This window comes from Olsenella sp. An270 (assembly GCF_002159735.1).
GTDB lineage: Bacteria > Actinomycetota > Coriobacteriia > Coriobacteriales > Atopobiaceae > Thermophilibacter.
Genome location: NZ_NFJF01000005.1, coordinates 133,910 through 156,126, shown reverse-complemented (window position 1 = coordinate 156,126; position 22,217 = coordinate 133,910). Strand labels below are relative to the sequence as shown.

Annotated in this window: 26 protein-coding genes and 1 tRNA gene; 7 read left to right on the top strand and 20 right to left on the bottom strand. The window is 67.2% G+C overall.

Features of this window, described 5'->3' with window-relative positions; translation table 11 throughout:
• The first annotated feature begins 1 nt into the window (after position 1).
• Positions 2-1,003, top strand: coding sequence for a DUF3644 domain-containing protein (locus B5F73_RS07045; protein ID WP_087227537.1), 1,002 nt, complete (start codon positions 2-4; stop codon positions 1,001-1,003).
• Between the two features lie 282 nt (positions 1,004-1,285).
• Here the strand turns inward: B5F73_RS07045 and B5F73_RS07040 are convergent.
• Positions 1,286-1,362: transfer RNA gene (locus tag B5F73_RS07040), tRNA-Met, on the bottom strand.
• Between the two features lie 260 nt (positions 1,363-1,622).
• Here B5F73_RS07040 and B5F73_RS07035 point away from each other — a divergent pair.
• Positions 1,623-3,254, top strand: a complete 1,632-nt coding sequence (locus B5F73_RS07035; protein ID WP_087227536.1) for an MFS transporter — start codon at positions 1,623-1,625, stop codon at positions 3,252-3,254.
• A gap of 14 nt (positions 3,255-3,268) precedes the next feature.
• On the opposite strand, the gene B5F73_RS07030 is transcribed toward B5F73_RS07035, so the two are convergent.
• Together B5F73_RS07030 and B5F73_RS07025 are read right to left on the bottom strand one after the other, a co-directional pair.
• Complete coding sequence (locus tag B5F73_RS07030; protein WP_239379832.1) at positions 3,269-4,471, bottom strand: Wadjet anti-phage system protein JetD domain-containing protein; 1,203 nt, start codon at positions 4,469-4,471, stop codon at positions 3,269-3,271.
• A 51-nt stretch (positions 4,472-4,522) separates the two neighbouring features.
• A complete protein-coding gene (locus B5F73_RS07025; protein ID WP_087227535.1) occupies positions 4,523-4,792 on the bottom strand; it encodes a hypothetical protein in 270 nt (89 codons plus the stop codon).
• 273 nt (positions 4,793-5,065) lie between these two features.
• Here B5F73_RS07025 and B5F73_RS07020 point away from each other — a divergent pair, with 273 nt between their 5' ends.
• Positions 5,066-5,383 carry a hypothetical protein gene (locus B5F73_RS07020; RefSeq protein WP_087220823.1) on the top strand — a complete coding sequence of 106 codons (318 nt, stop codon included), beginning with the start codon at positions 5,066-5,068 and terminating at the stop codon, positions 5,381-5,383.
• A 212-nt stretch (positions 5,384-5,595) separates the two neighbouring features.
• On the opposite strand, the gene B5F73_RS07015 is transcribed toward B5F73_RS07020, so the two are convergent.
• From B5F73_RS07015 to B5F73_RS07005, 4 genes are read right to left on the bottom strand one after another with little or no spacing between them, the layout of a single operon-like run.
• Positions 5,596-6,540: an N-acetylmuramoyl-L-alanine amidase gene (locus B5F73_RS07015; RefSeq protein WP_087220826.1), complete on the bottom strand. Its 945-nt coding sequence runs from the start codon at positions 6,538-6,540 to the stop codon at positions 5,596-5,598.
• On the bottom strand, positions 6,530-6,673 hold the full coding sequence (locus B5F73_RS09400; RefSeq protein ID WP_158094780.1) for a hypothetical protein: 144 nt from the start codon (positions 6,671-6,673) through the stop codon (positions 6,530-6,532). The genes B5F73_RS07015 and B5F73_RS09400 overlap by 11 nt, the downstream gene beginning before the upstream one ends.
• Positions 6,666-6,893 (bottom strand): hypothetical protein, encoded by a 228-nt coding sequence (locus B5F73_RS07010; RefSeq protein ID WP_204206284.1) that lies wholly within the window; start codon positions 6,891-6,893, stop codon positions 6,666-6,668. The genes B5F73_RS09400 and B5F73_RS07010 overlap by 8 nt, the downstream gene beginning before the upstream one ends.
• Entirely contained in the window at positions 6,890-7,105 is a 216-nt protein-coding gene (locus B5F73_RS07005; protein WP_087227534.1) for a hypothetical protein, read from the bottom strand. Before B5F73_RS07005 ends, B5F73_RS07010 begins: the two co-directional genes overlap by 4 nt.
• Before the next feature lie 189 nt (positions 7,106-7,294).
• On the opposite strand from B5F73_RS07005, the gene B5F73_RS07000 reads away from it, so the two are divergent.
• Complete coding sequence (locus B5F73_RS07000) at positions 7,295-8,197, top strand: MerR family transcriptional regulator (protein WP_087227533.1); 903 nt, start codon at positions 7,295-7,297, stop codon at positions 8,195-8,197.
• Between the two features lie 13 nt (positions 8,198-8,210).
• The gene (locus tag B5F73_RS06995; RefSeq protein ID WP_087227532.1) at positions 8,211-8,564 is read left to right on the top strand and encodes a hypothetical protein; all 354 of its coding nucleotides are present in this window, start codon (positions 8,211-8,213) and stop codon (positions 8,562-8,564) included.
• A gap of 365 nt (positions 8,565-8,929) precedes the next feature.
• Here B5F73_RS06995 and B5F73_RS06990 read toward each other — a convergent pair whose 3' ends face one another.
• From B5F73_RS06990 to B5F73_RS09395, 10 genes are read right to left on the bottom strand one after another with little or no spacing between them, the layout of a single operon-like run.
• Positions 8,930-10,309: a hypothetical protein gene (locus B5F73_RS06990; RefSeq protein WP_087227531.1), complete on the bottom strand. Its 1,380-nt coding sequence runs from the start codon at positions 10,307-10,309 to the stop codon at positions 8,930-8,932.
• On the bottom strand, positions 10,309-12,045 hold the full coding sequence (locus tag B5F73_RS06985) for a collagen-like protein (RefSeq protein WP_087227530.1): 1,737 nt from the start codon (positions 12,043-12,045) through the stop codon (positions 10,309-10,311). The genes B5F73_RS06990 and B5F73_RS06985 overlap by 1 nt, the downstream gene beginning before the upstream one ends.
• A 1-nt stretch (position 12,046) precedes the next feature.
• Positions 12,047-13,219 (bottom strand): phage tail spike protein, encoded by a 1,173-nt coding sequence (locus tag B5F73_RS06980; protein WP_239379831.1) that lies wholly within the window; start codon positions 13,217-13,219, stop codon positions 12,047-12,049.
• Positions 13,219-13,935: a phage tail domain-containing protein gene (locus tag B5F73_RS06975; protein WP_239379830.1), complete on the bottom strand. Its 717-nt coding sequence runs from the start codon at positions 13,933-13,935 to the stop codon at positions 13,219-13,221. The genes B5F73_RS06980 and B5F73_RS06975 overlap by 1 nt, the downstream gene beginning before the upstream one ends.
• Positions 13,932-14,117: a hypothetical protein gene (locus tag B5F73_RS09310; protein ID WP_143803159.1), complete on the bottom strand. Its 186-nt coding sequence runs from the start codon at positions 14,115-14,117 to the stop codon at positions 13,932-13,934. The genes B5F73_RS06975 and B5F73_RS09310 overlap by 4 nt, the downstream gene beginning before the upstream one ends.
• Positions 14,101-14,559, bottom strand: a complete 459-nt coding sequence (locus tag B5F73_RS06970; protein WP_087227528.1) for a hypothetical protein — start codon at positions 14,557-14,559, stop codon at positions 14,101-14,103. Before B5F73_RS06970 ends, B5F73_RS09310 begins: the two co-directional genes overlap by 17 nt.
• Positions 14,559-14,888, bottom strand: coding sequence for a putative minor capsid protein (locus tag B5F73_RS06965; RefSeq protein WP_087227527.1), 330 nt, complete (start codon positions 14,886-14,888; stop codon positions 14,559-14,561). The genes B5F73_RS06970 and B5F73_RS06965 overlap by 1 nt, the downstream gene beginning before the upstream one ends.
• On the bottom strand, positions 14,889-15,275 hold the full coding sequence (locus B5F73_RS06960) for a hypothetical protein (RefSeq protein ID WP_239379829.1): 387 nt from the start codon (positions 15,273-15,275) through the stop codon (positions 14,889-14,891).
• Positions 15,272-16,288 carry a hypothetical protein gene (locus B5F73_RS06955; RefSeq protein ID WP_087227526.1) on the bottom strand — a complete coding sequence of 339 codons (1,017 nt, stop codon included), beginning with the start codon at positions 16,286-16,288 and terminating at the stop codon, positions 15,272-15,274. Before B5F73_RS06955 ends, B5F73_RS06960 begins: the two co-directional genes overlap by 4 nt.
• 3 nt (positions 16,289-16,291) lie before the next feature.
• Positions 16,292-16,813, bottom strand: a complete 522-nt coding sequence (locus B5F73_RS09395; protein WP_087227525.1) for a hypothetical protein — start codon at positions 16,811-16,813, stop codon at positions 16,292-16,294.
• 127 nt (positions 16,814-16,940) lie between these two features.
• On the opposite strand from B5F73_RS09395, the gene B5F73_RS06945 reads away from it, so the two are divergent.
• Together B5F73_RS06945 and B5F73_RS06940 are read left to right on the top strand one after the other, a co-directional pair.
• The gene (locus B5F73_RS06945) at positions 16,941-17,741 is read left to right on the top strand and encodes a hypothetical protein (RefSeq protein ID WP_087227524.1); all 801 of its coding nucleotides are present in this window, start codon (positions 16,941-16,943) and stop codon (positions 17,739-17,741) included.
• Positions 17,732-18,352: an SOS response-associated peptidase family protein gene (locus B5F73_RS06940; RefSeq protein WP_087227523.1), complete on the top strand. Its 621-nt coding sequence runs from the start codon at positions 17,732-17,734 to the stop codon at positions 18,350-18,352. The genes B5F73_RS06945 and B5F73_RS06940 overlap by 10 nt, the downstream gene beginning before the upstream one ends.
• A gap of 70 nt (positions 18,353-18,422) precedes the next feature.
• Here the strand turns inward: B5F73_RS06940 and B5F73_RS06935 are convergent, their stop codons facing one another.
• Genes B5F73_RS06935 through dcm form a run of 3 tightly spaced genes read right to left on the bottom strand, consistent with a single transcriptional unit; the run spans position 18,423 to position 21,647 of the window.
• The gene (locus B5F73_RS06935) at positions 18,423-19,283 is read right to left on the bottom strand and encodes an abortive infection family protein (RefSeq protein ID WP_087227522.1); all 861 of its coding nucleotides are present in this window, start codon (positions 19,281-19,283) and stop codon (positions 18,423-18,425) included.
• Positions 19,280-20,494, bottom strand: coding sequence for a type II restriction endonuclease (locus tag B5F73_RS06930; RefSeq protein WP_087227521.1), 1,215 nt, complete (start codon positions 20,492-20,494; stop codon positions 19,280-19,282). The genes B5F73_RS06935 and B5F73_RS06930 overlap by 4 nt, the downstream gene beginning before the upstream one ends.
• Positions 20,475-21,647 (bottom strand): DNA (cytosine-5-)-methyltransferase, encoded by a 1,173-nt coding sequence (gene dcm, locus B5F73_RS06925; protein ID WP_087227520.1) that lies wholly within the window; start codon positions 21,645-21,647, stop codon positions 20,475-20,477. Before dcm ends, B5F73_RS06930 begins: the two co-directional genes overlap by 20 nt.
• Between the last annotated feature and the right edge of the window lie 570 nt (positions 21,648-22,217).

Below are 22,217 nucleotides of genomic sequence, written 5' to 3'. Positions count from 1 at the left end.
TATGAACGAAGTCGAATCTACTACTTATGAGCGCCTCCTCGATAAGTCTCAGGAGGCCTTCCTGCTTGCCATAGAACTTTATAATCGACCGACCATTCGATATCACGCCGAAGGTTGCTGCTTCTTCCTTTGCAATGCATGGGAGCTTATGCTCAAGGCATATATCATCCATCAGATTGGCTACGAGTCCGTCTATTATCCGGGCAGTGACCGGACCCTCTCGCTCTCCGACTGTCTCAAAAAGGTCTTCACCAACGAAAACGACCCGCTCCGTCTAAACATGGATGTGGTTTGTGAACTCCGCAACACGAGCACGCATTTTGTGACCGATGAGTACGAGCTGTTCTACGGCCCAATCCTGCAGGAGTGCGTGAAGTTTTACGAGGAGAAGCTGCGCGAGCTGCATGGAATTGAGATTAGCGACCGGATACCCGAGAACTACCTCGCCCTGTCCGTGAGGCGTGGAGATGTCGATTTCGATGTAATCAAAGCCCGTTATCCGCGCGAGGTGGTGGAGAAGATGCTCGAGCTTGGTTCCTCGATAGTTGCGAGCAGGCCCGAAGGATCCGGAATTAACTATGCTACCGATCTGCGTCTCACGAAGAAGAAAGAGGGCATTCCCGTCCGGATTGCAAATGACTCGGATACTGCAGTCTCAATACTGCACTCGCTCACTGACCCCATAAACAAGTATATCTATCGCGCTAAGCGGGGGGCAGACTTCATCAGGCGCAAGCTCAACAAGGAGGGTATCGTCCTTAGAGTTAATGGTGAGTCGAAAGAGTTCAACGTTTTTCACTTCAATGTATTTGTGGATTTCTACAACATGAAGGGAAACGATTCCTACTCGTATAACCTCTCGCTTGGTGGTGAACAGCCCAGCTGGGGATACTCACAGCAAGCTATCGACCTCATGTTGCAGGAAATCCGGCGTGATCCTGAACACGTTATCGACGGAATGCGTGGGGAACTTGCAAAGAGAAAGGCGAGGAAAAACCTCTAGCCAGCAAGAAAGCCGACCCCAGGAGCAAGGGAATTCTAAGCAGTCCGGAGACGCCTACCCCCATTCGGGGACCCAGCTTTGTTCCACCCAAGTCGGCTTCTTGGAATTATTCTACCATGTTCGCCCGCCGTTAAACACTGACCTAAATAGCAACGAATTGCTGACCTCGGTTGAAAGGGCCGTGCCCAAGTTGAGTTTCACAATCGGTAGTACCAGCGTAGTACCACGCTAGTACCCAAACAAAAAAGTCGGAGGCCCAAAGGCCTCCGACTAGCAAGTTTATGGTCGCGGGGGCAGGATTTGAACCTACGACCTTCGGGTTATGAGCCCGACGAGCTACCAGACTGCTCCACCCCGCAATGTGTGCACCTCGTGTGTGCAAGGAATAACTATACGCATCGTTCTTCTCGGCTGCAAGAACTTTCTCGATTGTGAACCCTTCTCCATATCTGCGCGTCGACCGATTCAGGATAGCTTGCGATTGCGTTCAGTCCGCGTTACGCATTGCGCCGCTTTTGCGAAGTTGTCGCGCACTAGGATTTTACCTGCTACACGGGTACATCAAAGCATCAGTGCCCCACCGTGTGGGAGCGGGGCAACCCAACAGAGAGGATAGATAATGCATTCAGTTACCGCCGCGGGTCACACCGCGAGGGCGGGAGGGTCGGCAGCGGGGCACTTTGCGGTCCTTCCCATCCTCATTCTCATCCTCGCCCAGATGGGCACGACCGGGGACAACGGCGCGCTGTCGCTCGCCGCGTCCGCGCTCACCCACGACCTCGGCGCCACGACCTCGGAGATCCAGCTGGCCAACATGGTCTACCCGCTCATGGGCGGCGCGTTCATGATCGCGGGCGGCCTCGTGGGCACCATCATCGGCTGGAAGCGCACCTTCCGGATCGGCGCGGCCCTCTGCGCCCTCGGCGAGGTCGCCTGCGCGCTCGCGCCCAACATGATGGTCTTCGTCTGGGCCGGTCGCGTGCTCGTGGGCTTTGGCGCGAGCTTCCTCATCCCGTCCGTCCTCGGGCTCATCCCGTACCTGTACCAGGGTCACGACCGTACCGTCGCCTTCGGCTGCATCGGCGCCGCCTCGGGCCTCTCGGCGCTGCTGCCGCTCATGCTCGGCGTCGTCATGGAGGCGGCCGGCATGCACGTGACCTTCCTCGTGCTCGCCGCCTACTTCCTCGCCGTGCTGGGCGTCTCCTCGAGCCTGCCGCACATCGACCAGGTGGACGAGAAGCTCAGGTTCGACGGCGTCGGCGTGGCGCTCGCCGCGTCCGGCCTGTTCATGTTCCTCGTGGGCATCTCGAGCATCTCCTCGTGGGGCCTCATCGAGCCGCTCGACACCTGCCCGTTCATGTTCTTCGGCATCTCCCCGGCGCTGCCGCTCGCGCTTCTCGGCGTGGTGGTCCTGATCGTGCTCGTGCACGTGGAGAAGGGCGTGGAGAAGAAAAACGGCGTCGCGCTGCTCCCGCAGTCGTTCCTGCACACCCCGCAGGTCCTCGCCGGGCTCGCCGCCAACGCCATCACGTTCTTCTTCATGGGCGTCCAGTCCATCCTCATGGCTCCCTACCTGCAGCTCGTTGCCGGATGGAGCCCCATCGACGTGGGCGTGATCTCCATCGTCACCGGCGTCCCCACCTTCGCGCTGGCGCTCGGCATCCCCAAGCTCGCGCCGCACGCCAACCCGCGCCACGTCATCCAGGCGGGATACGTCATCATGGCGGCCGCCCTGGCGATCATGGCCTTCTCCGTGACCATCGACGGCAGCAACGCGTTTGGCGTCTACCTCGGTGCGTTCGTCGCCGGCGTGGGCGCGGGCACCGTCTCGTCGCATTCGAGCAACGTCGTGGCCCTCGCGGTGAGCGAGCGCGACGCCTCGCAGTCGGGCGGCATCCAGAGCACCATGCGCAACGTCGGCCAGGCCGTGGGCGTGGCGCTCCTGGGCGCGGTGCTCTTGCTCGGCATCACGGGCCAGGTCCGCGCGGGCGCGGCGGCCGATCCCGCCATCTCGCCGGCCGTTAGTGAGCAGGTCTCCCAGATGAGCATCAACCTGGGCAGCAACCAGGAGTTTCGCGAGCAGATCGCCGACATCGACATGACCAGCTCCGAGGAGAACGCCCTCGTCAACATCGAGGCGCGCGCCCGCTACGAGTCCACGCGCGTGGCGTACGGCGTGGGTGCCGCGATCATCCTGCTGGGCCTGCTCACCACCCCGGCGATCAAGACCTTCGAGAAGAGCGAGGGCTAGGAACGGCCGGGCCCCTACAGGTCGTGCGCGGTGAGGATCTCCTGGGGGATGAGGCGCGCGCCCTCCACGACGGCGCGCAGGTAGGCCATCTCCTTCTTGTCCAGCACGCCCTCCATGAGCTCGAGGCCCACCACGCGCACGCCGCCCTGGTCGGTCTCCTCGTTCATGAGCGGGTCGGGGAAGCGGCGCATGGCGCGGCGCAGCATCTTGCGGTAGGCGGGCGCGAACGGCTCGACCGAGAAGCGCCCGTCGGCCATGTCGGCGAGCTTGGCCAGGATGGAGAGGCCGGCGCGGTCGATGTCGCCCCAGTAGAGGATGCGCACGTCGTCGGCGCGCAGCGTGTCGAGAAGGTCGGGCAGCTTGTGCGGGTCGTCCACGAGGTAGCCGTTGCCAAAGACCACGCCGTGGACGCGCTCGCCGAGGATCTTCTTGCGACCGTCCACGAACAGGGCGTCGCGCATGTTGACCCAGGGGTCCAGGTTCTCGGAGACCACCAGGCGCAGGCGGCGGTGGTGCTTGGGGATGTGATGCAGCAGTTCGAGCTTTACCTGCGGGCGGCAGCTCACGACGTCGGTGATGCCCATGAGGTGAAGAAGCTTGCGGCCGTCGGACTCCACGGCGAGGAACTTCTCGTCGCCGAAGAGCTGGTAGGAGAGCTCGCGCAGGCTGAGCGTGCCGTCGCCGAGCGTGGCGCCACCCGCGAGCGCCGCGTCGAGGGCGCGCAGCTCGCGCTCGTAGCGCAGGAACGCGTCGGGCGTGCTGAGCAGCCAGCCGTTGATCCACAGGCGCGGGTCGAGGTCGATGATCTGCCGGCGCACGCCGTTGAGCTCGGGCGACTGCTTGCGGATGGTGTCCAGGCCGGCGAGGCCCCGGCTCGCGCGGCGCGCCGGCGGCCGCGGCGGCTCGGTGCGGGCGATCGAGCGTTCGTCCTTCTCGGCCGCGTCGCCCTGCTCCCGGGGGACGCGCAGCGCGTAGTCGCTGCCTGCCGGCTCGAGGACGCCGGCGTCGAGCAGGGCCCGGAGCGCGGTCTCGTCCGCGTCGTACCTCTCCAGGACGTCGGCGACGTCGGCGGCGGGCAGCGGGCTCTTGCGCACGCGGACGAGTCCGCTCGCGATGCCGCCCGCGACGCTGCGGAACTGCGTGGGGAGCTGCTTGCTCAGGATCTTGGCGAGCTCGAGCACCATGTCGTGCTCCTGCTCGGTGAGTCGGTGTGCCATGGGGGTCCTTGTCTGTTGGTTGCCCCCACAGCATACCGCGTCGGGGGCGCGCTACGACAGGGCGGCGCTCCACGCGCTCTGCAGGCCGAGCACGACCACGAGCGAGAGGACGTTCACGACGAGCGCCGCGATCGCGAGGCCCTTGCCACCCTTGGTCCCGCGCACGGTGCCGACGACGCCCACGATCGAGAAGACCAGGCCGATGGCGCCGATCATGAACGAGAGGTTGTTGACGATGGGGATCCACGAGGTCACGATCGCGAGGATTCCCAGGACCAGTCCGACGATCGCCGCGGCCGAGGTGGGCTTGCTGTCTGCCATGAGGGCTCCTTCCGGTTGGGTTTGCTGCGCCTCACAGTATGGGGAGCGCGCCGCTGCGGTTCATTAGCTCCGAGCTAATTAGGAGACGCACCCCAGTTCGGAACAGCGGGTAACAGAATGCAACATTCTCGCAGGTAGTTATAGGTGTCGTATTGAAGTCCGAATAACACTTCGCAACGGCGTGAAACGCTCCGAGCGGGTTTATTCGTACCGCAATTCGTACCACCCCAGATAAGGGGAAAACTCACTACATGAGAGAAATGGAGCACAGACATGACCGACTGGAAGGCACTCGAGGACGCCGAGGACCACGCCTACTTCATGGCAGAGCTCATGGACATCTCGCCCGAGAGCTTCACCATCGAGGAGAAGAAGCAGATCCTACACGACATGATCGCGAGCTCCTCCGCCATCGAGAACGCGATGCGCGACGAGTTCGCGGAACTCGACGAGGTTACCCAGACCCGCCTGATCGACGACCTCGCGGCGGACGGGCCACGAAGCCGCGAGTGGTGGTACGAGGTGCTCGTGGACGGCCCCAGGCACCGCGACTTCCCGACGCTCAGAGACGGCCCGCGCCGGAGGCGGTAGCGACGGAGGCGGTAGCGACGGAGGCAGTAGCGACGGAGGCCCTCGTCCCATCCCAGGGACGAGGGCCTCTCCTTGTGTAGACCTTCGTGAAGCGACGGAACGCTACGGATCTAGCCTGCCCGCGAGCCAGAGCAGCGGCACGAGCGGCAGCGCGACGACGAGAAGCACCACCGAGAGCACCACGCCCACGCCCCAGCGGGCGTCCTCCCGCGTCACGACAGGATCTCGTTCACGCGAGCCTGCACGGCGTCGTAGAGACTCCCCAGGCGGCGCTTGCGCTCGGTGCCGTTACCGTAGTCGCCGCGGATGACGGCGCGCGCCAGCGCGTCGACGTCCGCGCCGCCGGACGACCCGCCGGAGCCCCCGGCGCCCAGCATCTCGTTCACGCGCGCCTGGACCTCCGCGTAGCGGTCGCCCAGCGCCGCCTTGCGCGCCGCCCCGTTTCCGAACTCGCCCGCGATCACCCGGCGCGCGAGGTCGTCCACGTCGTCGGCCGCCGGCGACTGTGCCGCGCCCCCGCCGGAGCCGCCCGCAAGGATGCGGTTCACCTCCGCCTGCACCTCCGGGTAGCGGCTCCCCAGTGCCGCGCGGCGCGCGTCCCCGTTTCCGAACTCCCCGGCGATGACGCGCCGCGCGAGCTCCGCGACCGTGCCCTCCGGGGCAACCGCAGTCGTCCCGCCGGAGGAGCCCCCGCCCGTGATGCGCGCCTTCAGCGCAGCCCACTTGGACGCTGCCACGTAGGGCGCGGGGCAGAGCTTCCCCGTCACGTCGTAGTGGCGGATGACCCCGGAGGCGCCGATGCCGTACTTGGCCATGAGCTTCCTCACGAGCCAGCCCAGCTTCTCGACCTCGGTCGCGCTGAAGTCCTCGCCTGCCGAGACGACCTCGATGCCGATCGCGCGGCAGTTCATCTGCCAGTCGCCGGCGTGCCAGGCGGTGTCGCCCTCGGCAACGCTCTGGTAGATCTCGGGCGTGATGTCGTCGACGAAGTAGTGGGCGCTCGCGCCCTGGCCCTCGTTCCGCGCGAAGTACGTCGCGTTGTTGCGCGCGGAGGCGAGCGTCGCCGTGAAGTGCACCACGATGCGGTCGATCGCGCGCGAGCGCCCGCGCGTCATGTGGTCACTCCCGCACTGCTTGAAGAGGATGCTATACGCCATCGGCGACCTCCTCGAAGCCGCCGTCCTCGCCCTCGTCGGGCTCCCAGCCGTCCGGCGCGGCAGCCTCGACGCCCTCGCCGCGCAGCGCCTCCCAGCGCTCCTCCTCGCTCGCGTATTCGCGCCCGTCACTCATCGGAACCACCGCCCGACGGCAGCGCCGCGCCGAGCTCCGCCATCACCGGCGACAGCACGGCCATCACGAGCGCCACCACTACCGCGCGCCACTCCGGCGCCAGCACGGCGCAGCCCACGAGCATGTCCACGTTGGCCACGACCACGCCGAGCACGCCCTGCACGATGGTCCGCGCCAGGCGCCACGGCCACTCGTTGGATGTCAGGAAAGCCTCCATCATTGCCCCTTCCGCATGTTCTCGATCTCCGCCTTCACGACGGCGACGTCCTGCTCCAGGGCGTAGGTGCGCTCGACGAGGCAGTTGTGCCTCTCGACCTGCCGCGTCAGGTTGTCGATCTTGACCTCCATGACCGCGCGGCTGCGCGAGTTGGACACGAGCACCCCGGCGAGGGTGAGCACCCCCGTCACGAGCGCCGCGACGACCGACTCCATGCGCGCCTCCTCCCTCGAGCGGGAACGCCCCGCCCTCTGGGAGAAGTGTCCGACGCGGTCACAAACGAGCATGTCTAGCTGCGGATATGTTGCGAAGCGTAGCCTTCCGTCGCTTCACAAAGGAGTTCACAAAGATATATTTGGACGATTTCGAAAAAGTCGCTTGACTGCGACACTACGTCGCAGTTTATGCTCAAGATGGAGGTGAAGGAGATGATAAAAACTGGGGAGGTCAGCAAGCTGACCGGGATAAAAAAGAGGACTCTGCAGCGTTATGTGGAGTGGGGCCTGATCTCGCCGGAAAGGAGCGAGGCTGGATACATGCTCTTCTCTGAGGATGACCTCACTACCCTCTTTCTCATCAAGCTGTTTAAGGACCTTGGATACACAACAAAGGAGGTCAGGGAAGCGCTTGCTGCGCCAGGGTTCGATGTGCGGGAGTCTCTCGATTGCAGAATCTCAGAGCTCGAGACGCAGCTGCGCAAGGGCAGGGAGCGCCTGTTCCTCGCCAAGGAAGTGAGGAAGCTCATCGGGAATGGGTCCGGCCCGAATACGGGAGAGGCCATGCACGCCCTGCTTCGTCATCCCGAGTACGCCTGGATCTTGGCGGATGAAGGGGACGAGGGGGAGAGGGAGCTTGTCAACTACTTCAAGTGGGCGGAGAGCGCGAACAGCCGCATGGCTGATGCCGGCATGTCCGAGCTGGACGAGAGAATGGCCCAGATAATCGAGGAATCGAAGGAGTTCGGGCCGTTCGCTTACATCGTAAATCAAATGCTCATTGCGCTATTAGACCTAGAGGCGCGGGGAATCCCCGCAAGGTCAGAAGAGGCGAACGCCGCCGTGGCCGCTGCGTACTCCGCGGCTGAGAACGCAAACGAGGACGACCCCTATGTCACGTTCTACATACTCGGCAAGTTCTACAAAGAAGGTGGGATGACGCCGCCGAGCATGCTGGCACGGATGGATGAGCGGTCACTCGAACGGCTCCATGTTGCTGAGACTTACATAGCAGAGGCAATGAGCGGTTTCATTGAAACTCTTGAGCTGACTGAAGAGCGCCGCAAAGAGATTGAGGAGCTTGAGAACTGAGAAAGGAGCATGCATGTCTTGGGATTACGCAGATCTTTCGCACATGGCCAAGGAGGCGGGTGGGCCCGACCTCCTGCTAAGCACGCTTGAGAAGAACGCGCGCGGACAAGGAAGGATTGAGGGGGCGGGAATAGGCGCCCTTGTGGCCGGGTCCCTCTTCGCAGGAGCAGCCTTAATCTACGGGCAGTACAGCAAGAAGAAGGCCCTGGCAAATGAGGCGAAAGCGGAACTCGTAAACGGGATACACGCCTACGAAATGCAGGCAGAGAGAACGACTGTCGAGGAGCCAGCGGTTGAGCAAGAAGAGGATGCACCCGAGCCAGAAGAAGGAGAAGAGGATACAGGAGGGGAGAGCGAGGAAGCATGATAGTGATGATGGTCAACAAAGCCTGCGAATGGTGTCGGATCGCAGCAGGAACAGGATCATACACTTGCCCGATCAAAAGAATAGACGGCGAGTTGTTCTTCAAGTTCAAAAGAGAGTGGCACTCCGTAGCAAAATATATCTCGGAGAGTGCTCATGAACTTGCGTATGTGGGCGGCAAGCTGGTAAACAGGAGCTATACGGGATAAGTGCTGTCGTTTTTCAGAGTAAGTCTCGGCACATAATCGCGGCAATGTCCCGCCTCTCGCGCCGCCCGCACGGCGGGTTCGTCCCGAGGGCTATCCGGCGGCGCGTCCACCCCTCCGGCACATGCGGCGCAGGCGCCGCACGCGCCGGAGGGGTGCTTGTCAAGAGCTCTTCGCGGTGAGGTAGCCGGCGCCGCCCACGCCGTCGATCCTCATGTACTGATAGCCCGCGCGCGAGCTCGAGTAGGTCGTTCCCGCCCCTCCCACGAGCGAGGAGCACTGGTAGAACGTCTGGAAGCCGGAGACGCCGGACGCCGGCAGCGCCCAGTCGGCGTCCGCCCAGATCGTCACGAGCGACCCGCACCCGCCGAAGGTGTAGGCGAGGTCCTCGAGCGAGGACGGGTCGAGCCCGGACAGGTCGATCTCGGTGAGCCCCACGCAGCTGTTGAAGGTGTGCTGCATCTCGCGCACGCCGCTGAGGTTCCCCATCCCCGTCACGCTGGCGATCTCCTGGTGCCCGTAGAACCAGTAGTTCGTGTTCACGTGGTCGTAGGCCGCCATGTCGGCGGCGATCTCCACCGCCTCCACGTCGTGCCGGTGGTCGTACCATGGCTGGTAGCCGACGGAGTTGTACCGGGCGTTCGCGCACAGGCGCCCCGACGACACGAGCTCCCGCCCCGCCTCGGGCTCGGCCGCGGCCGTCAGCACGAGCCCGCCGTCGGCGTAGAGGAAGCAGCGGAACCACTCGCGCTGGTCGCTCGCGGGGTCGGTCAGCACGCCGTCCGCCCCGTAGTTGAGCTCCGCGTGGTTGTCCATCTGCCCCGGCACGTAGCCCTGGCCGCCCACGAGCCTGCTGCAGCCGCTGAACATGAGCGACCCGCTCGCGGCGGACGAGGTGAACCCGTCCGCCCAGATCGTCTCGAGCGAGGCGCAGCTCACGAACATCTGGTTCATGCTGGTCGCGCCGGAGAGCTCCTCGAAGCCCTCCACCTCCACGAGGTTCTCGAACCCGTGGAAGAGGTAGCTCGCGTTGGCGAGCCCGCCCTCGGAGAAGTCGCCGTCGAACACGACGCGCGTCACGGAGAGCTTCACGTCGTCCCAGGGGCGGGCGCCGGCCGACGAGTAGCCCTCCGGGTCCACCTCCCAGGCGTCCAGGATGACCGCACCGGGCACGTCGGAGGAGCGTCCGTCGCGGTAGTTGAACTCGAGTGTGCCGTCCGCGAGCAGGATCGCGCGCATCTTCACGCCCACGTCCCAGGAGAGCGCGAGTATCGCCGGCGCCATCTCGCCCGGCGTGTACGTCTCGGAGAGCCCGTTCTGCGCTCGGATCGCGCCGGCGATGCCGTCGAACACAGAGTCCGAGATCACGCCCGTGCCAGCACCCGGCGTCGCCTGGAGAGGCGCCCCCGCCCTGGTGCCGTCGAGCGCGAGCACCGCCGCCGCCATCTCCGAGGGCAGGTAGGTGCCCGTGCCGCCGTTCTGGGCGCGGATGGCGTTCGCGATGTCGGTGAGCACGCTCCTCTGAATCGTCCCCACGGCCATCAGAACTCCACCTCGCTCAGGTCGTCCAGGGCGGCGATCGCCTGGTCGACGTACTGCTTCGTCGCGTATGCCGAGAGGTCGGGCGTGGCGCCGGGCGCGCCGTCCTCGCCGTCCTGCCCGGGCGCGCCCTGCGGCCCCTGCTCGCCGACCTCGCCCTTGAGGCCGGAGAAGGCGAAGGCGAACGTGCGCGCCCCCGGCGTGCCGCCGAGCGTCACGGTCACCGACGGCGTTCCCGTGGAGGCGTCCACCGTGGCGGTCGCCCCCGTGATCTCGGCGTCCGCGCCGTCCTGCCCATCAGAGCCGGGGGCGCCGTCCTGACCGTCCGCGCCCGGCGCGCCGTCGGAGCCGTCCGCACCGCGCAGGGCCTCGAGCTGCTCGGCGGTGAAGTCCGCGTAGGTGAAGGCGTCGCCCTTCGGGCCTCGCAGGTTCGCCGAGCTCGTGCCGCTCGCGCTCGTCACCGTGAGCACGGAGCCGGACCACGAGTGCGTGCAGCTGACGCCGTCCGCGCCCGGCGCGCCGTCCTGCCCGTCCTCGCCATCTTCGCCCGGAGGCCCCTGCAAGCCCTGCGGGCCGCGCAGCGCCTCCAGCTGCGCCGGCGTGAAGTCCCCGTACGTGAACGGGTCCCCCTTGTCGCCCTTCTCGCCGTCGGCGCCGTCCGCGCCCGGCGGGCCCTGGATCCCCTGCGGGCCGCGAAGCGACTCGAGCTGCTCGGCGGTGAAGTCCCCGTAGGTGAACGGGTCGCCCTTGTCCCCCTTCTCGCCACGAAGGGCCTCGACCTGCTCCTCGGTCAGGTCGTCGAACGTCATCTTGTCGCCCTTGGGGCCTCGGAGCGCCTCCAGCTGCGTCGAGGTGAAGTCCTCGTACGTAAACGGGTCACCCTTGTCGCCCTTCTCCCCGTCATCGCCCTTGTCACCCTTGGGTCCGTGCGAGAGGGTGGCGGTGGTGGTGCCCACAGCGTCGGTGACCGTCACCACCGCGCCCGCCTCGGTCTGCTCGACCTTCGCGGTCGGGCTCACGCCGTCGGCCCCGTCCGCGCCCTGCGCGCCGTCCTCTCCGTCGGCTCCCGGCAGGCCGTCCGCCCCGTCGAAGTCGCCGCGCTCGGCGGCCGCGAGCAGCTCGTCCTTCGCCTGCGTCGCCGCGGCGGCTGCCGCGTTGGCGGCGGCGACCGCGCCGGACGCCCCCTGCGCCGCCTCGACCGCCTGTCCCGCCGTGGCCACCGCGCCCTGGGCCGTCTCCACGGCCTCCTGCGCCTTGGCCACGGCGTCGGCGATGACGCCGTCCGCGTCCTCGAACTTCTTCAGCGCCTCGAGGAACATCGAGTAGCCGTCGGAGCCCCCTCCCTCGCCGCCGGTCAGCGCCGGCCCCACCAGCACCGTGAAGGAGAGCGAGGAGAGCGCCCGCTCGTCCCAGGAGACCATGACCTGGGCATCGACGGTGCCCTCGGCGCGCGCCATCGCGGCGGGCCAGAACACGCGGAACTTGCCCGTCTCGGCGTCCACCTCCTCGAGGGGCTCGCAGCCGCGCACGCGCAGCTCGCGGTGGCGCCACAGGAGATAGAGCGAGGCGCCCGTGAGGTCCACCGCCTCTCCGCCGCGCGTCACCGAGAGCGCGATCCCGCGCCCCTCCGCGTCGGCGGGCGAGGCGACGAACGGCCCCGCGAAGGGCGCGTCGCACTCGTCCCAGACGACCTCGCGCAGCCCGTCGCCGTCCAGCGGGAACGTGCTCTCGTCAACCATGTCAGAACTCCCTCTCGCCCAGGTCCTCGTAGGACGCCACCGTGTCGGAGGCGGCAGCAGCCGTCTCCTCGACCGCCGTCACGCGCGCGGCCACGTCTGTCGAGGCCGCCCACGTCGTGCGCTCGACCGTGCCCAGCGTGAGACGCACAACGGGTTTGCCCTCGCCGAGCTCGCGCACGCGCCGCACGCAGCGGGCGCGCAGGTGCCACTCGGGCGAGCGCGACGAGTCGATCACCGCCACGTCGTCGCCCAGCCGCACGCCCGCGCCGCCGTCAACGGCCGCGACGTCCACCTCGTAGGAGACGCGCGGCTCGCACGCCGCCGCGAGCGCAGCCTCGGTCAGCGCCTTGAGCTCGGCGGCGTCCTCGCAGTCCGGGAACACCACGTGCCCGAAGCGGTGCGCCCTCCCGCCCGCGCCGTCGGGGCGCCCCCACACCAGGCGCGCGTCGTCGTCTCCCACCCAGTTCGCGCCCCCGTTCACGGAGCCGAAGGTCAGCCGCCGCGTGAACCCGCCCGTGGGCGCCCCCGTCTCGTCGTAGATGGGGAGGCCCTTGCCGTAGCCGTAGAGCGCCGTGAAGACCTCGTCCTCGAGCACCGTGCGCGTGCACGCCGCGAGCGTCTTGCCGTAGGAGAAGCGCGCCCCGCGCCACGCGCCCCGCCGCGCGGGCAGGTTGACCGTGCGCGACCCCACGCGCCCGTCGGCCACGGCGATCACGGCCTCGGCCTCGCCGCCCCACACCTCCTCGACGCGGCGCAGCGCCGCGAGGGCGTTCACGTGGTAGAGCAGGCACCCGCGCGCCGCGACGCCGGCGCCCACCTCGCCCGCGGTCCAGCGCGTGACCCCCAGTACGGAGGAGAGCGCCTGCTGCGCCGTCTTGCCCACGAGCTGGATCTCCTCGACGAAGTCGCCCAGGAGCTCGCAGAGCGACGACTCCGCGTACACGTGCGCGGGCCCGCCCAGCGGCTCGTCGGTGCGCACCACCACGTGCTCGCGCCAGACGCCGTCCGTCGGGTCGCGCCACAGCAACCGCTCGCCCTTCTCGGGGACGAGCGCGCAGTCGAATTCGATCGTGTCCTCGCCGCCGACCTCCTCGACGTGCGTGATCCCGCCCACCGTAGGCAGGATCCCCAGCCGCTCGTCGAAGCGGTCGAAGAGGTAGAGCGTCGGCACCATCAGAGCCACCTCTCCACCCACGCCACCGTGTGCGCCGAGCACCCGGAGAACGTCAGCACGTGCGCGCCGGGTTCGAGCGAGAAGAACGTGCTCTCCACCGCGACGCCTGACGCCGCGTCCACGCCGTCAACGGTGACGGCCTCGGATGCGAAGTCCATCACCACCTCGTCCCCGGCCGCGAACTCGCGCTCCACGAGCACGTAGCGCCCCAGTTCGTTCGCCACCTTCACCGACGACCCCGCGCTCGCCGTCAGCGTCACCACCGGCCACGTCGCCCACGTGCCGCCCACGGTGAGGGTGCCCGCCGCGCTCGACTTCCCCTCCCCGTAGGCCACCGGGTCGAAGCACGTGAACGCCAGCTCGCAGGATCCGTCCTCGAAGAGCGAGTCCCAGTCGGAGGCGTCCGTCACCACGACGTCGCGCCACGAGAGCCCCGGCTCCCCGGGCAGCTCGAGCTCGGCGCCCCGCGGCGCCACGAGCCACCCGTACAGCTCGTGCCGGACCTCGGAGCGCCCCTCGGCCGTCAGCGCGATCCCCGCGTCGAGGAACAGCCGCACCCGCAGCACCCTCGGCGGAAGCTCGCAGCCCAAGAGCGCCGCGCCCGGCCGCCCCGGCACCGCGAGCGCGCGCGGCTCAAGAGCGTGCCCCGCCGGCTCCACCAGCTCGGCCGTCACGTACCCGGAGAGGTCGTGCCCGTTGTAGACGACGGAGCTCACAGCCGCCCCCGCGCCCGCCCGTAGGCCGTCGCGCGCCGCTGCTGCTCGCGCCCCATGCGGTCGGTCTCCGCCGAGCCCGCCCGCTGCTCGCGCGCTCCCTGAGCCCCACGCTGCAGCGGGTTGCTCCTGCGCACCACGTCGTGGCCGTCCACGCCGCGCCCGGCCCTAACCCTGTCCGCCAAAGTCGATCACCACCGTCAGAATCAGCGTGAACCCCCAGAGCCACCGCCCGGAGCCGTCGCGGCCCCTCGGCGCCGAGCCCCCGGAGTCCACTGCCGCCACCCTGCAGCGCCAGCCCTCGCCGGAGCCCTCCCAGGAGTCCCGCCGCAGGTCGCGCTCCACCGCGCGGCAGGTCGCCTCGGAGTCGCGCGGGTCCTCGCAGCACACGAGCACGCCCACGGGCACCCGCCCGCGCTCCGCTCCGTCCGCGAGCCGCGCGTCGCGCTCGAAGGCGCCCTGGGTCAGCACGATCGGCTCGCAGCACACCCGCGCCGGCGGCGGCGAGCAGAACGCGTTGCCGTAGCCCAGCGCCCGCAGCAGCGTGGCCACCGCGCCGGCGACCCCGCCGCCCTCGGCGTCCCAGTCGGTCGGCACGTGCGCGCCGAGGGGCTCGGAGCAAGCCATCAGCCCACCTCCAGCTCCCAGTGGTGCACCTGGCCGCGCACCACGCAGCACCTCCTGCACGCCTTGACGAGCATCGACGGCCCGGCGCCCACGAGCACGCGCGACCCGGCGGGTACCTCGAGGGCGCCCTCGGAGTTCACCGCGTCCACGAGCACCGTCCCGTGTCCCGCGTCGGCCGAGCGGTGCGCGTCGGAGACGACCTCCTCCGTTCGCTCGAAGCGCACGTGCCGCACCAGGCGGCCCTCGCTGCGCCCGCCGCCCTCGGCGGGGAGGTAGACCAGCATGTCGTCGGGCAGCAGCCGCCTCGGTATCGGCCTCAGGTAGCGCACCTACCTCACCCCCGCGAACGCAAGCCCCGTCCCCGCCAGCTCCGCGAGCGCGGCCTCGCGCGCCACCTCGGCACCCGTCGTGCCCTCGTCGCGGTAGTTCGTCACGGAGAAGGACCCTATCGAGAAGCCGCCCACGCGCCCCTCGCCGTACTCGGCGAAGGCGTCGGCCGCCGCGCACACCGCGCGCCGCCACGCGTCCGCCAAGTCCTCGTCCCAGCGGGGGTCGGGCGCGCGTCGTCCAGTCAGGCCGCAAACGCAGCGCACCGCCGCCGGCAGCGCCTCCGCGAGGGCCTCCGCCGTGAGCGCCCCGCCGTACCCGTCGAGGTAGAAGCCGTAGGGGACGGGCGCGGGGCCGCAGCCGGCGGCGCCCGTCAGCCCCTCGCTCACGCCAGCGGCGCGCAGGAGACGTGCACGCCGTCCAGCTTGTTGTCCAGCAGCTCCACGATGCCGTACTTGCGGTACTTCATCATGTAGCTGTCCAGGTTCTCCAGCTCGTCCGGGCTGAACACGCGGCTCGCCACGTGCTTGTCGAACTTGATCACCGCCGAGCGCTCCACCACCATGAAGTTGATCGGCGCGCCCGCGCCCACGAGCTCGTAGTAGTTGCTCAGGCTCCCGGCGCTCGGGCTCGTCACCTTGGTGTAGGTGCCGGAGCTCTCCGTGTAGTACGTCTTGCCGGGCGTGAGGCTCGTGTCCCCGGTCTTCACGTAGCTGCCCTCGGCGCGCGAGTACCCGAACTGGTCCTCCTCGCCGGAGTTGAGCTCGATCGCGGACCAGAAGCGCGTCTGCGGCACCTCGACGATGCGGCTGAAGCGCTCGAGCACGCGGTTGGAGCGCGCGGGGTTCGCGAGAGAGAAGTCGTCCAGCACGCCCTTGAGCGTCGGCGTGATGAACAGGATGCGGCTCCCGGTCGTGACCTCCGCCTCGTCCATCGCGTTCGTCGCGGCGCGCAGGCTCGCCAGCACGTCCTCGGCCTCGGCGTCGGCGAAGTCCTCCTCGGCGGGCGTCACCCCCTCGTGCCCCGCGATCTCGGAGAAGGTGAAGGCGTCGGCCTCCGGCGCCACCTGCGTGCGCTGGAGCTCCGAGCCCGCCGCCACGAAGCAGTCGAGCACGCCCGCCTCCTCGACGTCCATCACGTCCGCGAGCAGCTTGATGCCGCGGTCGTAGTTGAACGTCTTCGTCTCGAACTCGTAGGTGATCGAGCCCGTCTTGTAGCCCACGTTGCGGGTGTAGTCCCCGAGGCCGGACACCTCGATCTTCGGGACCATGATCTCCTTGGCGTTGCGCCCGGCGCGCGCCATGCGGCGCGGCGAGTTCAGGCACGTCGAGCACGCCGCGCGCTTGTAGACCTCGTCTAGGACGGACGTGTAGTTCTTCGTATATGCGATGGAGTTCGCCATGTCCTATTCCTCCTCGTCGTCGATGCCGGCGATCTTTCGCCAGCGCCTCATCCGCGCGCCCTCGTCGGTGGCCGCGCCCGCGTTCGGCAGCCCCGTCGCCCCCGCCTGCGCCGAGGCGGGGGATGCCGAGAAGAGCCACGGCTCCGCCGCCCTCAGCTTCTCTATGTCGTTGTCGTGGTCGGCGAGAAGCGCTCGCGCCGCCTTGACGTTTCTCGCCCCGGCGATTTGAAGCTCGAATCCCACGCGCTCCTCGTCGCCCTTGCGGCGCAGCTCGTCCATCTCGGCCCGGAGCTTGTCGGCGCTCTCGGCGGTCTTCGCCGCCTCGGCGATCTCGCCCTCGAGCTCGGCGATCCTCTCATCGCGCTCCGCAAGCGCCGCCTCGTAGTCCGCGCGCGCCCGCTCGAGCGCGCCTTCTCCCGGCTCCGCCCGGGCCGCCGCCGGCGCCTGCGCCGCCTGGTCGCCCGTCGCCGCCTGCTGACCCTCGACCTGCACCTGCGCGGCCGCGCCATCGTTCTCGCCGTCCATGAAAGGCCCGCCTTTCTCCTCGGGCGGGCATGAAGGAAGCCCGCACCCAAACGATGGGTACAGGCTATGGGCGTGTCACAAAGACCCCGCGAGCGGGGATAATGGTGATAAGCCAAGGAGGGAAACAATGCCAGAGAAGTCGGATCGTTGCCACGTGTGCGGGAGGGAGGGCCCCTTGTCCTTCGAGCACATCCCTCCAAGAAGCATGGGGAACAACCAGGGCGCTAGGTCGTACAGGGGCGTCGACATCATCAAGAGGGCGGGCGTCTTCGACGCCTCCGCAAAGGACGGGGTGAGGTTCACGAAGATGCGCAGGGGAATCGGGGTCCAAGCCCTCTGCGGCAGCTGCAACAGCTACTTCGGAACGCACTACGTCAGGGAGTACACGGGGTGCATGCGGGAGCTCGGCGCCCACTTTGTCCAGCATCCCCCAGCAGATGACGCGCCCTCCATCCATCTGAGCGGCGGCAACGTGAACGTGCTCGCCTTCTTCAAGCACGCCGTCAGTAACTTCTGCTCCACGACGCCTTATGGGACCATGCTCGACTGCAGGGAGTTCCTGCTCGACAAGGAGAGCAACGACTTCCCGAGCAGGTATCGGCTCTACATGTTCGCGGTCCCCGATTCAGACTCGGTGATGATCACTACCGGATGGATGGTCCTGTACTATGCGAATGGAGGGAGCGTCACCCTTGCCCACGTCGCGACCTTCCCGGTCGGGTTCACTCTGGTGGACGTGGATGCCTCTGACTTCATCCCACCCTACCTGGGGTGCGACATAACCCCCATGGCTTCCCGGAAGTGGGGAGATTGCCCGGAGTTTGCCCTCGACCTCCCGCTCATGACCCTGGACAAGATGCTTCCCGTTCCCAGGGCGGGCAAGGAAGGTGCACGCGAACGAAATGAGGGAGGCCCGGCATGTGCGTGAGGATAAGCCCGCTCACGGAGGACGAGGCACAGTCCGTGCTCGCCGCGCGCGGCATCGGCGGCGGCCACGCCATCCGCTACATAGAGGCGCCTGACCCCACCCGCGACGCGCGGCCCGGCGCGAGGGTGCCCGTCTACGTTCCAAGCAAGACTGGCGCCCTCGAGGTCGCCATGCTCGAGTGGGGCTTCCCGCTCGACGGCAGGCCACACGCAGTCTTCAACACCCGCATCGAGACCGCCCTCGACCAGCTCCGGCTCGGGCGCCGGGGCATGTGGGCGAAGGCCATACGCGACGGCCGCTGCCTCGTTCCGGTCCGCGCCTTCTACGAGTCCCACCGAACGGAGACCGTCCCCAGCGATCGGACGGGCAGGCCCGTGAGGCGCCAGTACCGCTTCCGCCTCCCCGGCGCCCGCGCGTTCCTGCTCGCCGCGGTCCAGCTCGACGGCAGGTTCTCCGTCGTCACCACGGAGCCCAACGCCAGCGTCGCCCCCGTCCACGACCGCATGCCGCTCGTGCTCGGGCCGGGTGAGTCGGGGGTGTGGTTGGGGGAGGATTTTGCCAAGCTATCCAGCCGGGACCAAGTTCGGCTGCTTGCCAACCCAGAGAGATAGGTCACGTCTCGAACAATCAAACTGAGGGCGAAAATACAGTTCGGCTGCTGAGTTGCCGTAAGACAACGCACTACTTCAGTCTCCCTGTCTCCTTCCTCCAAAGGTACGTGTCCCAGAGATACTCAGTGAGCGTGATGCTGGACCCGACGGCGAGCTTGGCGTGCCGAACGAACAGGGGCTCGAAGTCGGCTGCCTTCCCATGGCCGGTGCCCCAGCTGTTCCGATACTCAGCTATCCCCCCGACGAGTCCGGACAGGCTCCCGAGGATCTTCCTGACCGTCGCCGCCTCTGGAAGACTGTCGGAGACGCTCTCGGTATCAATGTCGAGCTTCTGCTTCGTGGCTTTTATCAGCTCGTTCATGCTCCAGTCTTTGGTTTCTCCGACGCCTGTCTCCTTCAGAATCGTCCTGCAGCAGCTTTCCACGAGCTCCTTTGCCTTCCCGATAGCATCGGTCGGGTTCTCCTCGCGCATCCTCATGAGGGAGTCGATCTGCGAGCTCATATAGTCGGAAGAGAACTGCTCCTTAAGATATTCGGATGGCTCCTCAAAGGGGTTGTATCCTGCGTTCTCCCTATTGAGGATCTCGCATGCTTTGTGATAGAGACGAGCGTATTCTTCCGAATAACGCCGGAAGCTGTACAGACAATCGGCTTTTGACCCGGGTTCCGTGTACTCGCTCTCATAGTGAAGCTCGTAGTAGTCCATCAACTCATTCAGAAGTTTCAGAGCATCCTCGTCTGAGCAGCTATCTAGAAAGGCGATGAGAGATTTGCCTTTTGACTTCTCATAGTGCTTGCACAGGGGGATGCCTACACATCGAAAAGTCAAACTGTCGAAGTCGCTTATCGTAAGGTCTAGGACAGCGCCTCCTCTGTTGAAAAGGGAGATGAAAATACCCCTTTCAATCGGGCTTATCGGCAACGTCCTCACCTGCCTCCCTGTCTTGCCTCCACCATCTCACAGAACCCCGCGACGTCCATCAGCCACTCCTGCTGAGCGGGCGTGTAGGTCGGGAATATCGGGCGCGGCACCACGAGCTGGAGGCGGTCCTTTCGCATGGCCCTCGTATAGTCGGAGCTCACGGCCGGCTCGAGCGTAACGAGGTGCTTGTCCTCGACGCGGTCAGCCTCGTCGAGCACCTGCCTCCAGCGCTCCTTGATGGTGGTCTTCGCGCCGAGCACGGTGAGCCGGGCGACGGGGAACTCGGGGTCGTGGTAGTCCTCGATGGAGGGGAAAACGAAGTCCGGCTTCGACTTCCCCTCGGTGTACCTCTGCGCGGAGTAGCGAATCCCGCGGGCGTCGAAGAGCATGGAGAGCTGGTTCTCGAAGGCCGTCCCGGCGCGGGACTTCCTGCGCTGGAAGGCGGACATGGTGGTGCGGAGCACGCCGTCCACGTCGAGCTGCGAACCTAGGAACGGCGCGAGGTCGCGCTCTAGGATGTGCCGCTCGAACACGCGGAAGAGCAGCTCTTCCCGTTCGTAGCAGGCTACGAGCGAGCCGTCGGGGTCGCCCGCCCAGTCGAGCTCGCCGAGGGTCGACGTCGAGTACGCGCTGAAGTCGGCGCCCCTCGGGAAGGAGTCCCCGAAGCGCTCGACGAGGCCGTCGAGGTAGGCGTCGGCGGCGCTGGGGATGCCGACCTCGATTCCGATGGACTCGAGGATCCTCGCCGCCATGGCGTCGATGCGCAGCGTGTCGGTCGGCGCGGGCCTGAAGCCGGTGTCGGCGGCGTCGCCGACGCCGAACAGCCAGCGCAGCTGCGCCTCCGCTGTGGTCCCGGCCCTCGCGAAGGCGACGAGGACCTCGCCCGCGTCCGAGATGGCGATCACCATGAGGTCTCCCGGGCGCGCGGCGGCGATGCACTCGTTGTCGTTGTAGTAGAGGCGGTACTCGGTCCGGGTCGGGTGCCTCCTGCGGGCGTCGTACCACGTCGTGAAGCCGTGGTCGAAGACGGGGTCGGCGCCGTCGTCGAGGTAGGCGAAGGTGGTGCGCATCCCCTTGATGTCGTCGTCGCCGAAAAGGGCGCGCAACGACCCCGTCCCGTTGAACTCGTGCTGGTTGCTCTTGGCGGGGCTTATGTCCACCGCCGCCAGGGTCTTCGCGACCGCACCGTCGAAGTAGCTGTTAAGCGCCCCGTAGTCCATCCCGCATCGCCCCCATCATCAGCCTGGCCACCGAGCGGATCACGGGCACGGTGACCGAGTTCCCAAACTGGTGGTACGCCTGCGTGTCGGAGACGGGGATGATGAACTCGTCGGGGAACCCCTGGAGCCTCGCGCACTCCCTGGGGGTGAGCTTCCTTGGGTTCTCGCCCTCGCCGCGCGACACGAGGATCTCGCTCCCGTCCTTATGATACCTGGCGGAGAGCGTGCGCGTGGTGTCGCCGGGCCCGACCACGCTGTAGCCGAAGCCGTTGCCCTTCGCCTCGTGCTTGGCCTTGTACGCCCTCAGGTAGTCCCAGAGCTTATCGGAGAGCACGTAGCGGTCGTCCACGTCGTCCTCGAGGATCTCCGCGCAGGTGTGCTCCTCGTCGGGCACCTCGAGGTCGTCCCAGTCGAAGTCGGTCGGCTCGGAGAAGCCGACGATGTAGATCCGCTCCCGGTGCTGGCAGGTCCAGTGGCGCGAGTCCAGAACCTTCCAGTGGACGTCGTAGCCGAGCTCGTCCCTGAGCACGTGCATGATCACGCGGAAGGTGTTCCCCCGGTCGTGGCTCGTGAGGTTCTTGACGTTCTCGAGCAAAAACGCCTTCGGCCGCTTCACGTCGATGATGCGGGCGACCTCGAAGAAGAGGGTGCCCTGCGTCTCGTCCTCGAAGCCGGTCGCGCGCCCGAGCGAGCGCTTCTTGGATACGCCGGCGAGCGAGAACGGCTGGCAGGGGAAGCCCGCGAGCAGGACGTCGAAGTCGGGGATGTCGTCGGCGGCGACCTCTCGGATGTCGCCGGCCGGCGTCTCCCCGTAGTTCATGCGGTACGTCTTCTGGGCGAACCTGTCCCACTCGCAGGAGAACACGCAGCGCCCCCCGAGCTCCTGGAAGGGCATCCGGATGCCGCCGATGCCGGCGAAGAGGTCAACGTAGGTGAAGGGCGCGTCCTCGCGGTCGCCCTGGTCAAAGGGCGCGGAGTGGCCGAGGGAGGAGACGAAGGCGGACTCGACCGCGCTCGGGGCGGTCTCGCCCGCCTCCCAGCGCCGGACGGTGCGCTCCCCGTTCGGGCCCATGCCGAGCGCCGCGGCGAACTCCTTCTGCGTCAGGCCGAGCTCGACCCTCTTGGCGCGTATCTCAGATGCCTCAAGCTGCATGTTACATACCTCACGGAACGAATCTAGGTCAGAGTGTCCTTATTCTGACACAGCGATGCGCTCGAAAGGGGTCCGTCTCCCAATCTCCAGAGTGCCTAGAGATTGTAGTGTGCCAAGGGGACAGAAACTCAAGGAAGGCTCAACCGAGAAGAACGAGAAGAACGCCAGCTCGCCACCATCTCCGACGAGGAAGACCCGCACGGCTGCCGTTGCCGACCGGGTCTCCCGCCCGCAAGCCGGCCTTGGTCGAGTTTTGCCCGCCGCCACCCCGGGGCGCTGACATCGCCGGTAGCGGACGAGTGCGTGAGCGCAGCAGCCCGAACGCCGTAGCGGAGTGCGCGCCGCCGCGAGGGACCGACCCGCCCCACGCGAAGGTTCCCCAGCATCAGGCCGCGCCGCACGCGGAGGCTGTGTATGCGCGCGGTGCGAGCGACAGACGGCGCAGCCCGAAGCATGCGCCCGCCGCGAGGGGCGGACGGCGCAGCCGGCCGGACCGAGCCGGGTGCGATGCGAGGGCGGAGCCGGCTGGCGCGAGCCGCGGCGCAATACACAGCCGGAGCGTGCGTCGCG